Source organism: Streptomyces sp. CA-249302, from assembly GCF_050936785.1.
GTDB lineage: Bacteria > Actinomycetota > Actinomycetes > Streptomycetales > Streptomycetaceae > Streptomyces.
The window spans coordinates 1-11,517 of sequence record NZ_JBNJMG010000001.1 but is presented as its reverse complement, the minus strand read 5'-3'; the positions used below and the strand labels follow the sequence as shown (position 1 = coordinate 11,517).

Here is an 11,517-nt window from a genome sequence, read left to right as displayed (position 1 = left end):
CTCCCCAGCAAGAGAACGAGGTTGAACACCATGCGAGAGATCGTCACCTTCGACGCCTACGCGACCCTGATCGACTTCCAGCTCGCCCCCACGACCCTGGAGGTCCTGGCCGACCGCCTCGACCTGGACAACCTGGACGTCGACGAGTTCCTGGACGATTTCCGCGTCATGCGCTTCCAGGCCGTCCTGGAGGCCTATCGCCCCTACCACGAGGTCCTGCACTCCAGCCTGCGCAACGCCATGCGCCTGCACGGCCTGGAGTACCGGAAGTCCGACGGCGACGCCCTCGCCGCGGTCGTCCCCACCTTCGGCCCCTTCCCCGAAGTCCCGGACGCCCTGCGGGCGTTGAAGTCCAAGTACGAGATCGCCATCATCTCCAACACCGACGACGCCATGATCGCGCGGAACGTCGAGAACATCGGCGTCGACTTCGACTACGTCATCACCGCCCAGCAGGCCGGCGCGTACAAGCCGGACCGCCAGACCTTCGAGTACGCGTACAAGACCATGGGCGTCGAACCGTCCCAGGTCATCCACACCGCCCAGGGCTGGGAGTACGACCACATCCCGACCCGCGACCTCGGCCTCAGGCGCCGGGTGTGGATCAACCGCTACGGCCGCAAGGGCAGCGCCGACTACCAGCCCTACGACGAGCTGCCCGACCTGTCCGGTCTGCCGGCGCTCCTCGGCTGCTGAGAACCACCGCGACGACGGACTACGTACGGATGATGTGAGGACCCACGCCATGAAGCAGATCCCCTACTGGCTCGACACCGCACCTGCCCTGCCCGACCGGTCCGGCAAGGACCTGCCCGCCGAGGCGGACGTGGTGGTCGTCGGCGGTGGCCTCACCGGTCTGTCCACCGCCTACCACGCGGCCCGCAAGGGCGCCCGGGTCGTCCTCGTGGAGAAGGACAAGGTCGGCTCGGGCGCGTCCGGGCGCAACGGAAGCATGTGCACCCAGGGCATGACCATCGGCGTCGGCGAGGCCCGCAAGCGCTTCGGCCAGGAGCGCGCCCGCGAGCTGTACGGCTCCTTCCGCGAGGCCGTCGACGTCGTCGAGGACATCATCGGCACCGAGAAGATCGACTGCGACTTCGACCGCGCCGGACGCCTGGGAGTGGCGTACAAGCCGCAGCACTTCGAGGCGATGAGGGCCACCCAGCGCGACCTGGCCGAGAACTTCGGCCACGAGACGCAGCTCCTGTCCCGTGCCGACCTGAAGTCGGAACTCGGCTCGGACTACTACCATGGCGCCCTGCTCGACCCGCTCAGCGCCGCCCTGCACGTGGGCAAGTACGTCCACGGCATGGCGGAGGCCGCCGAGCGCGCGGGCGCCGAGATCCACGAACGCAACGCGGCCACCGGCTTCACCCGCCTGCCCGGCGGCGGCTTCGACGTCGAGACGCTGCACGGCACGATCCGCGCCAAGCAGGTCATGGCGGCCACCGACGCCTACACCAACAAGGCGCTGCCCTGGTTCCGCAAGCGGCTGATCAACGTGGGCAGCTTCATCATCGTCACCGAGCCGCTCGGCGAGGAGCGCGCACGCGAACTGATCCCCAACGGCCGCCTGGTGGTCGACTCCAAGAACATCGGCCACTACATCCGCCTCACCCCCGACAACCGCCTCGCCTTCGGTGGCCGCGCCCGCTTCGCCCCCTCCAACCCGGCGTCCGACGTGAAGAGCGGCGACATCCTGAAACGCGAAATGACGGAGATCTTCCCGCAGTTGGCGGACGTGCGGATCGACTACGTCTGGGGCGGCATGGTCGGCTTCTCCTGGGACCGCCTCCCGCACGCGGGCGAGGCCGAGGGCGCCAAGGGCCTCTACTACTCGATGGGTTACTGCGGACACGGCGTCCAGATGGCCACGTACATGGGCCGCGCGGTCGCCGAGATGATGGACGGCAAACCGGACGCCAACCCCCTGCACGGCCTCGGCTTCCCGAAGGTCCCCGTCCCCTTCTACAACGGCACGCCCTGGTTCCTGCCGTTCGGCGGGGCCTACTACAAGGCGAAGGACAAGCTGCGCTGAGTCCCCGCGGGATCGGGTAGGGCCGGGACGCCCTGCGGGTCCCCGGCCCTACTGCCAGGGGTGGGGCGAGTGCGGCAGCGGTGGGCATGTGGCGCTCGGCCAGGTTGAGTTCCCGCCAGTCGGTGGTGGTACGGATCCACTCGCCCTCGGGCGTGACGGCGGCCCACCGCCGGATCAGGTCCAGGAACTCGGGGATGTTCCGGGCCTGGTGCATGGGGACGTCGTGGGCACCGAGCGCCGCGAAGATCAGGTGGGTATGGGTGTCGGCGAAGGCGGGCAGCGCTGTGGCACCAGGCAGGTCGTGGACCTGTGTGTGTCCGCGCTCACCAACGTGTGCACCGCCCCGGCGCGGATCAGCAGATCGGCTCCACGATCAGTCATCGTCTTCTCCCTCAGCTTGAAGGTGCCGGATCCCGAACGGGTCGTTCGGTGACGAGACCGTTGCAGGAGGGCTGCGGAATTCACCACCACGCTGAGGGCTTCTGTGCAGAAAGTACGCCAGCGCCCGGGCCTATCCTACGGATCATGCGATAGAAGCTCGATGGAACCGACCCGCGGATCGCTGGGGCCCTGGTCGTCTCGCCCTCCACACCCTGCTGCGGGTCTTCCCCACCGCCTGCCGCTGGACCGCCGGCCCCCTCTCGCCTGCGGAACCGGCCGAACCCGCCCCGACCCCGCGTCACCGACGGCCCCGGCACCGTCGTACACGCCTCTCGACGTCGACAACGCGCTGATCGCCGGGCTGACCGAGGACGGCCGGGCCACCGAGCTCGATCTCGCACTTCTCGGCGCGCAGGCCTTGAGCGCCCACCCGCACGTCCGGTTCTGCGCCGGCACCACCGGCCCGCCAACCTGGTCGTCGCCGTCGCGGCCACGGACCTCGACGCCCTGTAAACCTTCCTCACCGACGGCGTCGGCCCTTGGAGGCGGTCACCGCCATCGCCACCACCGCGCTGCCGGCGACCGTTGAACGCACGGGCCTGATCCGACACTGACGAAGCCGTTGTCGCCGGGCAACGGACAACAACAAGCAGGGTGCAACTCCGGTTCTGGTGCCGCGAATACTCGGCGGTGGTCGAGTCCGGCCCGCGGTCACCACCGCCGTTGGCGTGGAAGAACGCCTACCCGAGACAGAGCGGGAGCACCGTCACGCGATGACGGTGGAGGAAGAAGCGCAGCCGCCGGTGGCCTCCGTGCCTTGGGGGAGGGGTGTCCTGCGCCGGAGCGGCGGCCACGTCGACAGCTACGGCCACGAGGGTGTCGTCTCCGTTCCTGGACGGGCAGCCTGATGGCAGCGAGCGCAGGTGCTACCGGCCGTCTCGCGGCCCGACGCCGAGGCGGTCACGCACCGGCCGTTCGACCGAGGCGGTGACACCGATTGCCGCCCGAAGCGCACGGACGCGCGCCATGCGACTCACTGACCGGAGCGGAACGAGGCGGGGGCTTCCGTCGCGCGACGGCCCGTTCGGTGGGGGCGTTCACTCCACGTCGGCGACTACCGAGCCCACGCGTTCGGCCAGGCCCGGATCGCGGCGGACGAGGAGGGCCGCGTAGCCGACGGCGAGGAGCAGGGCCGCGAGGGCCGCGACCGGGAACCAGTTGTACGGGGCCGGTTGGCCAGGCTTGGCCAGGTAGTAGAGCGGCACAAGGATGGCGAGGGCGCCGAGCGAGGGCAGCACCAGGTGGCGCACCGTGTGGAACTCCTGCGGACGGTAGCGCCGGTAGTACAGGGGCAGCGCGATGTTGGACGCCAGGTAGACGACCAGGATGAGGATGGTGCCCAGGGTCGAGGACTCGGTGAAGAAGACCACGGGGTCCATCGGGCCCCCGTCGGCCCCGATCAGGTGGCCGAGGCCCCAGCCGCCGATGATCAGCAGGGCGGTGACGGCGAAGGTGACGATCGCGTTGTTCGGCGTACGGCGCACGGGATGGACGTAGCCGAAGAAGGAGGGCAGCAGCCCTTCGCGTCCGGCGTTGAACACCAGCCTCGCCTGGGAGTTGATGCCGGCGATCAGCACGCCGAGGGTCGAGGTCAGGCCGCCGACGTAGGCGAGGAAGGCCAGCGCGCCGAGGGTGTCGTGGGCGATGTCGATGAAGGGGATGGGGGAGTCGCCGAGACGCTGGACGTCGTAGTCGAAGCCGGTGACGGTGGCGTAGGAGAAGAGGATGTAGCTCGCCGTCATGATCCCCACCGAGGAGAACACGGCACGGCCGACGTTGCGCCGCGGGTTCTCCGTCTCCTCGGCGAGGGCCGCGGAGTTCTCCCAGCCGACGAACAGGTACACCGCGAGGGGGAAGCCGGCGGCCAGGCCCTTGAGGCCGTGATGGATGTGGTCGGGCAGGAACGGCGCCGCGGACAGGTTGCCGCGGTGTTCGACGAGTGCCGCGACCGAGACCGCGACGAGGACCACCATCTCCACGGCGAAGAAGTAGCCGGCCCACTTCGTGGAGAAGACGATGCCGCGCAGCATCACCACCACCGACGCGCCGGTCAGCAGCAGTGTCCAGATGATCCACGGAATGTCGATGCCGGTGTAGTGGTGCAGGGTGATCTGTACGAAGCCGCCGGAGATGGCGATGACGGAGGCCATGGCGATGATGTAGCCGAGCCCGGCCAGCAGGGCGGTGGTCACGGCGCTGACCGGCCCGAAGGTCTTGCCGACGAAGGTGATGAAGCTGCCCGCCGAGGGATGCGCGCGGGAGAACTGGGCGAGGGTGTTGCCGAGGAGCGCGACGGCCACGCCGGCGGCGAGGATGGTCAGCGGTGAGGCGACGCCCGCGGTGGTGGCGAGGAAGGCGAAGCCGAAGAAGAAGCTCATCGCCGGGCCGACGTTGGCCATGGTGGCGGCGGCGATGTCCGCCATGCCGAGGACACCGCCGCGCAGCCGCTCGGGCGGACCGGCGGTTCCGGGGTCGGGCATGACGGCGGCTCCTTGCGCGGGGTCGGTGCGGGTCGGTGCTGGCTGGCGGGCGTGGGCGGTTCTCAGGCCGTTCCGGCGTCGCGGTGGGCCTTGACGGCGGCCACCGCCGGCGCCATCGCGCCGCGGGTGAGTTCGTCGAGCAGGTCGGCGTGGTGGCGGTTGCGGGCCCGTACGACCTCGGGGGCCGGGGCGGGCAGCAGCAGGCACTGGCGGCCGAGCAGGTCGGCGGCGAACTCGCGGATCCCGGGGCCGCCGAGCGCCTCCGCGAGGTCGAGGTGGAAGCGGGTCTCCAGTTCGAGCAGCTGGTCCGGTACGTCGGCCCGGTCGAGTTGGTCGACCAGGGACCGCAGCCCGTCGAGCCGGCCCTGCGGTATCTCGCCCACCGCGTGCGAGACAAGACCGCACTCCAGCAGCGAGTGGACGGAGTCCAGCGAGGCCGCTTCGTCGGGGTCGTGCATGACGGCCACGACGGTGTCCCAGTCCTGGGCGACGAAGGTCCCACCGGCCCTGCCCCGACGGCGGTCGAGCAGGCCGTCCTGGCACATGCCCTCCAGAGCCCGGCGCACGGTGATCTCGCCGATGCCGAGTTCCTCGGCCAGGACACCGACATCGGGCAGTCGCTCTCCCGGTGCCTCGGACCTCAGACGCACCCGCAGCGCGATCCGTGAGCGGACGAGTTCCGACCCGGTCTGCCCCCTCCCGGGCAGGACGCGGACGTCGAGCACCCCGGAGACGAACTTGCCCGCTGCCTTGACCACGACGTCACCTTAAGCGCCTTCTGAGCGGGGTCACGGCCCGCGTGAGATGTGCATGGAGGCTCCTACGGACGTAGCGGCTCCGCGTTGCACGCAAAATAGAGCATGATGAACAGTTAAACAAGACTTGTTCTTTTAGATCGTACTGAACTAATTTCCCGGTCACCGTCCCCACTCCTCTCATGGATGTCGCGATGACCTCAACGCTCACCCAGAGTCCGCCCTCCGAGCCCGGCCTCAAGCCGGGACTCAAGAACCGTCACCTGTCGATGATCGCCATCGGCGGCGTCATCGGTGCCGGCCTGTTCGTCGGCTCCGGCTCCGGCATCGCCGCCGCCGGTCCCGGCATCCTCGTCTCGTATGCGCTGGTCGGCGTCCTCGTCGTCCTCGTGATGCGCATGCTGGGCGAGATGGCCGCCGCCAACCCGACGTCCGGCTCCTTCTCCGCGTACGCCGACCGGGCGCTGGGCCGCTGGGCCGGCTTCACCATCGGCTGGCTGTACTGGTTCTTCTGGGTCGTGGTGCTCGCCGTCGAGGCGACTGCCGGAGCCAAGATCCTGGCGGGCTGGGTGCCCGCCGTACCGCAGTGGGGCTGGGCGCTGATCGTCATGCTCGTCCTGACCGCCTCCAACCTCGTCTCCGTCAACTCCTACGGCGAGTTCGAGTTCTGGTTCGCTGGCATCAAGGTCGTCGCCATCGCCGCGTTCATCGTGCTGGGCGGTCTCGCGATCTTCGGTCTGCTGCCCGGCTCGGACCACCCTGCGTCCGGCTTCTCCTACCTCACCGCGCACGGCGGATTCCTGCCCAACGGACCCGGCGCGATCCTCACCGGCGTCCTGATGGTGGTCTTCTCCTTCATGGGCAGCGAGATCGTCACGCTCGCGGCCGGCGAGTCCCAGGACCCGCGGGGCGCGGTCACCAAGGCCACCAACAGCGTGATCTGGCGGATCGCGGTCTTCTACCTGGGCTCGATCCTGATCGTGGTGTCGCTGCTGCGCTGGGACGACCCGGCGATCCTCAAGGACGGCTCGTACGTCGCCGCGCTCAGCTCCATCGGCATCCCGCACGCCGCCCAGATCATGAACGCGATCGTGCTCACCTCGGTGCTGTCCTGCCTCAACTCCGGCCTGTACACGGCCTCCCGGATGGCGTTCTCGCTCGGCGGGCGCAGCGACGCCCCGGCGTCCTTCGCGCGCACCACGCAGCGCGGCGTACCACGCACGGCGATCCTGGCCTCGGTCGTCTTCGGCTTCGTCGCGGTCGCCTTCAACTACCTGTGGCCGGACACTGTCTTCCAGTTCCTGCTCAACTCCTCCGGCGCGATCGCCCTGTTCGTCTGGCTGGTCATCTGCTTCTCGCAACTGCGGATGCGCAAGATCATCCAGCGGGAGTCGCCGGAGAAGCTCGTGGTGCGGATGTGGCTCTACCCGTACCTCACCTGGGCGACGATCGCACTGATCACCTTCGTGCTGGGCTACATGCTCACCGACACGGCCGACGGCGGCGGACGCGACCAGGTGGTCCTGTCCACCCTGGTGGCACTGGGCGTGGTGGCCTTCGCGCTGGTCCGCCAGCGGGTGAGCCGCAAGCGGGACGAGCCGGCCACGACGTCCACCTCCTAGGATCCGTCCGCGCTACGGCCCCGGGTGCGGCGATGCCGCCCGGGGCCGTAGCGCGTGGCGCTGACCCCGGACCGCGAGGCCGAGGGGCGACGAGCACGGCAGGGCGCTTGCTCGGCCATGCGGGCCTGGGCGTCCTGGACATCGGCTGCGGCGCCGGGCACTACATCGCCGAGCTGCGGGCGCGGGGGGCGGCCGAGGTGGTCGGCGTTGAGGGCAGCGCGACGCTGCTGGGCCACGCTCGCGACATGGTCGGCCGCGACGCGGCCGTTACGCTGCACCACCACGACCTGGAGGAACCACTCGACTTCCTGTCAGACGACTCGTTCGACCTTGCCGTCGCGGCCCTGGTGCACCACCACTCAGAGGACCGCACACAGTTGCTGGCCGAACTGCACCGCGTGCTGCGTCCCGGCGGGACGCTGCTGCTTCGACGAGGACCGCGTCGAGACCCGCTTCGGGACCAGTGGCTTCACCAACTCGTACTGCCGTATGACGATGCAGACCTTCCTGGGTGAACTCGTCGAGGCCGGGTTCGCCCTGGAGCGACTTGTGGAGCCGCGCGCCGCGGAGTCCGCCCGCCGCGTCGACGAAGAGCGCTACCTCAAGACCCTTCAGACGCCGTTCTTCGTCGCTGTGCGCATGCGGAAAGACTAGGCATTCCGGCATGCCATGGCCCGCTGGTTGACCGTGAGGGGCTCGGAATCGGACGTTTCGGCGCGACGGTCCTGACGCGTCCCCGCGGGCCGGCTCAGCGGGCGGGCTTCGGCTTCTTCACCCAGCCGGGGACGGGCTTTTTCCGGGGCAGCCGCCTGGTCATGAGGGTGAAGGTCCGGACCTGTGTTCTCCCATCTGCCAGCGGCGGGACGCTTCACCAGCGGCCGTTCCTTCACGCGACGTTGCTCGACACCTCGAAGCGTGGAGAACGGTCGCCCTGCTGTCTCGGGAACGAACCAGGATCAGCGGGTCAGGTGAACGGCCGAGGTTGAACACCATTCTCAGCAGTCGATACTCGACGAGGGTGCTGTGTTGGCTCCTGAGACGACGACGGTGGCCCCGTCCGGGAAGTGTTCGGGGTGGGCGAGGAGCGCGGCGAGAGCGGTGGCTCCGCCGGGTTCGGCCACGATGCGTAGCCGCTGCCAGAGGAGTGCGCGGGCGGCGGCGATGTCCTCGTCCGCGACGGTGAGGGTCTTCATGCCGAGCGAGAGGCCGACAGCGGTGGCGATGCGGCCCGCCCGGCGGGCGCCCAGGCTGTCCAGGGCGATCCCGCCGACTTCCACGTCCACCGGTTCCCCTGCCTCCAGCGCTGCGGTGAGCGAGGGTGCTGAGGACGGTTCGGCTGCGGTTACGGGGTTGCGTCCGTCCAGCGCCAGGGCGACCCCTGCGTACAGGCCTCCTCCACCGCACCCGACCAGGACGGGCTGCCCCTCCGGTACCTGCTCGGCGAGCTCCAGGCCGAGCGTGCCCTGCCCTGCCACCGTCTGCGGGGCGTCGTAGGCGTCGATGTGGAAGGCGCCCTCGTGGCGGGCATGGTCCTGGCTGGCTGCCAGTGCGTCGGCGTAGAAGCCTTCGACGCGGCGCAGGCGTGCGCCGAGGGATTCGATGATGTCGGTCTTGGCCTTGGGTGAGAAGTCGGGCACGAACACGGTGGCGGGCAGGCCCGTTTCGCGCGCCGCCCAGGCCACGGCGGCCCCGTGGTTGCCTCCCGACGCGCAGCAGACGCCGGCGGTCGGGGCGCCGGATTCCGCGGCGCGCAGGAGGGCGAGGGTGTTGGATGCGCCGCGGACTTTGAAGGAGCCGGTGTGCTGGAGGAATTCCAGCTTCAGATTGACGGGGATGGGCACGTCCAATTCCCCGGCCGCCACCTGTATGACGGGTGTGCGGCGCACTACGGTGCGGATCCGTCCGGCTGCAGACGCGATGTCGTTCATGGAGGGGATGATGACGGGCTGTGCGTTCATGGGCGGTGTCCAAGGGAGCCGGGATACCTCTGATTGAGGATGGGCATATCGGCCGTGCCGTCAGGCGTGGCACGCGACTGGGTGAACGTGGTGGGCAGGTCGGCCGAGGGGGATGGGCTCGGACTGTCGTTGGTCTGTACGGCGCGGCGGGCCGTGGTGTCCACGTGAAGGCGGAAGATGTCGGGCCGCGCATAATGGCCGACGGGGTCGAAGTCGTAGCGAGCGCGTGGGATCAGCCCCATGTCGAGGTCCGCGGTCAGCAGGACTTCCTGATCCAGGACGGGCCCGGCCAGCACTTCGCCCAGCGGGCCGATGATGCTGCTGCCGCCCCGGGAGATGAGGTGCTCCGGGTCGTCACCGTACGGCGTGGGGTGATCCGCCGGGAAGTCCCTCGTGCGCAGGCATTGGTTCGCCGCCAGCACGAAACACCTGCCCTCCATGGCGATATGACGCATGGTCGCGTGGTGGCTTTCCCTGCTGTCCGCTGTCGGCGCACAGTACAGTTCAATGCCTTGCGCATACATGGCCATCCGCGTCGCGGGCATCATGTTTTCCCAGCAGATCACGGCCCCGAGCCGTCCGAGCTTCGTACGGTGCACATCAAGGGTTGAGCCGTCGCCGAACCCCCAGATCATCCGCTCGGCGCCGGTAGGCATGAGCTTGCGCCGCTTCCCGAGCAAGGCTCCTGTGTCGGAGAAGAACAGGACCGAGCAGTAGAGCGTGCCGTATTCCCGTTCGACGACGCCGATGACCAGGTGTGTGCGGGCACCGGCCGCCAGTTCGCCCAGGCGGTCCGTGACCGGGCCGGGCACCTCCACGGCGCCGTTCCAATACCGGGCGAACTCGTCTCGTCCGGCAGTGGTCCGGTCGCCCACCACACCCCGAACGCCGATCCCTTGGGGTACCCGCCGATGAACGCCTCGGGGAACACCACGAGATCCAGGTTCCGCTCGGCTGCCTCGGACAGCCACCGTTCCACCACACGCAACGTGGCCACCGGATCGAACGGAACCGGGGCGGCCTGCACCACGCCTGCCCGAACGACACCCGCCGGGCCGGAACCTGTGTCCGGGCTGTTGTAAGTGCTGTCGTCACTGGTCATGCCTATACGCTGCACCGCTTCCACCGTGAAGCCAAGAGCGAGCTTCTTCAACAATCCTGAAGCATCTCTACAGTAAGAGGTTGAATGAACGGCAGTTGCAGATCTTGCGGGAGCTCGGCGAGCTGGGAAGCGTCACCGCGACCGCAGGGGCGCTGTTGATGACTCCCTCGGCAATCTCCCAACAGCTACGGCTGCTGTAACGCTCGATCCCGGTCCCACTCACCGAACGTGCCGGGCGGCGGTTGGTGCTCACCGATGCCGGGCAAGCCCGGGCCAGTGCGGCGATCGAGGTGGAGACCGCGCTGGCCAGGGCACGGCACACCATTGAGGAGTTCGTCGACCAGCCGGACGCAGAAGTGTCGGTAACGGCTTTCCACAGTGGGGCCGCCTCGTTCTTCCCACTGCTGCTTGCCCAGGCCAGCCCTGGACGCCCGCAGCTCTCGCTCGCCGACGAGGACGTCGCGCAAGACCATTTCCCGCGACTGACCCGGGACTACGACCTCGTACTCGCCCACCGTCTCGACCAAGCGCCACTGTGGCCGACTACGGTCACCACCAGCACGCTGCTGCGTGAACCGCTCGACATCGCCCTGCCGACCGACCACCCCTTGGCCGCCATACGACGCCTCACCCCGCGAGACGTCGCGGATCAACCCTGGATCACCGTCAACGAAGGCTTCCCGCTGATGGCCACCATCGACGCCATCGCGACCGCCGCGAACCGACGGCTCGACATCGTCCATCGCATCAACGAATTCGCGGTGGTCGCCGAAGCCGTTGCCGCCGGAGGCGGCCTGGCCCTGATGCCCCGCTGGACCACACGCCCGCACCCCGCAGTGATCCTCAGACCGCTCAGCGGCGTGCACACCCGACGCCGTATCGATGTGCTCCACCGCCCTGAACGTGCGGCACGGCGAGCCGTCCGGATGGTGCTCACTGAACTGCACCGTGCGGCCGCAACGATCCAGAGCCGAGACCTCGGCGCGGGTTCCGACGCGAAAGAAACACTCGCTGACGAAGCCTGAAGCGGCAAGTCGCCATCGGAGATCCGGTTTCGAACGGCTGCGCATGGCGAGGGCTGGGCACCGTTACCGAGACGGCCAGGTCCAGGTCCAGACGAC

The 11,517-nt window shown here is 69.0% G+C and carries 10 protein-coding genes and 3 pseudogenes; 7 read left to right on the top strand and 6 right to left on the bottom strand.

All coding sequences use genetic code 11. The features are described from left to right. The first annotated feature begins 30 nt into the window (after positions 1-30). A complete protein-coding gene (locus ACQEWB_RS00065) occupies positions 31-696 on the top strand; it encodes a haloacid dehalogenase type II (RefSeq protein WP_432825648.1) in 666 nt (221 codons plus the stop codon). A gap of 49 nt (positions 697-745) precedes the next feature. After that, entirely contained in the window at positions 746-2,038 is a 1,293-nt protein-coding gene (locus ACQEWB_RS00060; RefSeq protein ID WP_432825646.1) for an NAD(P)/FAD-dependent oxidoreductase, read from the top strand. Positions 2,039-2,165: 127 nt separating this feature from the next. Here the strand turns inward: ACQEWB_RS00060 and ACQEWB_RS00055 are convergent. Then, positions 2,166-2,288: pseudogene (locus tag ACQEWB_RS00055) on the bottom strand (hypothetical protein); the annotation flags it as partial. A 904-nt stretch (positions 2,289-3,192) separates the two neighbouring features. Between ACQEWB_RS00055 and ACQEWB_RS00050 the strand changes: the two are divergent. Next, entirely contained in the window at positions 3,193-3,327 is a 135-nt protein-coding gene (locus ACQEWB_RS00050; protein ID WP_432825644.1) for a hypothetical protein, read from the top strand. Between the two features lie 189 nt (positions 3,328-3,516). On the opposite strand, the gene ACQEWB_RS00045 is transcribed toward ACQEWB_RS00050, so the two are convergent. Together ACQEWB_RS00045 and ACQEWB_RS00040 are read right to left on the bottom strand one after the other, a co-directional pair. Next, positions 3,517-4,959, bottom strand: a complete 1,443-nt coding sequence (locus ACQEWB_RS00045; RefSeq protein ID WP_432825642.1) for an APC family permease — start codon at positions 4,957-4,959, stop codon at positions 3,517-3,519. Positions 4,960-5,021: 62 nt separating this feature from the next. Continuing rightward, positions 5,022-5,717, bottom strand: a complete 696-nt coding sequence (locus ACQEWB_RS00040) for a FadR/GntR family transcriptional regulator (RefSeq protein WP_432825640.1) — start codon at positions 5,715-5,717, stop codon at positions 5,022-5,024. Positions 5,718-5,908: 191 nt separating this feature from the next. Between ACQEWB_RS00040 and ACQEWB_RS00035 the strand changes: the two genes are divergently transcribed. The 3 genes from ACQEWB_RS00035 (at position 5,909) to ACQEWB_RS00025 (ending at position 7,990) form a co-directional block, all read left to right on the top strand. Continuing rightward, positions 5,909-7,336: an amino acid permease gene (locus tag ACQEWB_RS00035; protein ID WP_432825638.1), complete on the top strand. Its 1,428-nt coding sequence runs from the start codon at positions 5,909-5,911 to the stop codon at positions 7,334-7,336. Between the two features lie 107 nt (positions 7,337-7,443). Next, positions 7,444-7,851, top strand: a complete 408-nt coding sequence (locus ACQEWB_RS00030; RefSeq protein WP_432825636.1) for a class I SAM-dependent methyltransferase — start codon at positions 7,444-7,446, stop codon at positions 7,849-7,851. Beyond that, positions 7,832-7,990, top strand: coding sequence for a hypothetical protein (locus tag ACQEWB_RS00025; protein WP_432825634.1), 159 nt, complete (start codon positions 7,832-7,834; stop codon positions 7,988-7,990). The genes ACQEWB_RS00030 and ACQEWB_RS00025 overlap by 20 nt, the downstream gene beginning before the upstream one ends. Before the next feature lie 341 nt (positions 7,991-8,331). On the opposite strand, the gene ACQEWB_RS00020 is transcribed toward ACQEWB_RS00025, so the two are convergent. From ACQEWB_RS00020 to ACQEWB_RS00010, 3 genes and pseudogenes are all read right to left on the bottom strand, one after another. Then, positions 8,332-9,294 carry a serine/threonine dehydratase gene (locus tag ACQEWB_RS00020; protein WP_432825632.1) on the bottom strand — a complete coding sequence of 321 codons (963 nt, stop codon included), beginning with the start codon at positions 9,292-9,294 and terminating at the stop codon, positions 8,332-8,334. Further along, positions 9,291-10,169: a carbon-nitrogen hydrolase family protein gene (locus tag ACQEWB_RS00015; protein WP_432825630.1), complete on the bottom strand. Its 879-nt coding sequence runs from the start codon at positions 10,167-10,169 to the stop codon at positions 9,291-9,293. The genes ACQEWB_RS00020 and ACQEWB_RS00015 overlap by 4 nt, the downstream gene beginning before the upstream one ends. Before the next feature lie 80 nt (positions 10,170-10,249). Beyond that, positions 10,250-10,396: pseudogene (locus ACQEWB_RS00010) on the bottom strand (hypothetical protein); the annotation flags it as partial. Positions 10,397-10,476: 80 nt separating this feature from the next. Between ACQEWB_RS00010 and ACQEWB_RS00005 the strand changes: the two are divergent. Beyond that, positions 10,477-11,421: pseudogene (locus ACQEWB_RS00005) on the top strand (LysR family transcriptional regulator). Positions 11,422-11,517 lie beyond the last annotated feature (96 nt).

Bases quoted from the DNA above. Each gene is read 5' to 3' on its own strand.
- ACQEWB_RS00060 (WP_432825646.1), top strand. From the start codon at position 746: ATGAAGCAGATCCCCTACTGGCTCGACACCGCACCTGCCCTGCCCGAC.
- ACQEWB_RS00020 (WP_432825632.1), bottom strand. From the start codon at position 9,294: ATGAACGCACAGCCCGTCATCATCCCCTCCATGAACGACATCGCGTCT.
- ACQEWB_RS00065 (WP_432825648.1), top strand. From the start codon at position 31: ATGCGAGAGATCGTCACCTTCGACGCCTACGCGACCCTGATCGACTTC.
- ACQEWB_RS00050 (WP_432825644.1), top strand. From the start codon at position 3,193: ATGACGGTGGAGGAAGAAGCGCAGCCGCCGGTGGCCTCCGTGCCTTGG.
- ACQEWB_RS00025 (WP_432825634.1), top strand. From the start codon at position 7,832: ATGCAGACCTTCCTGGGTGAACTCGTCGAGGCCGGGTTCGCCCTGGAG.
- ACQEWB_RS00035 (WP_432825638.1), top strand. From the start codon at position 5,909: ATGACCTCAACGCTCACCCAGAGTCCGCCCTCCGAGCCCGGCCTCAAG.
- ACQEWB_RS00045 (WP_432825642.1), bottom strand. From the start codon at position 4,959: ATGCCCGACCCCGGAACCGCCGGTCCGCCCGAGCGGCTGCGCGGCGGT.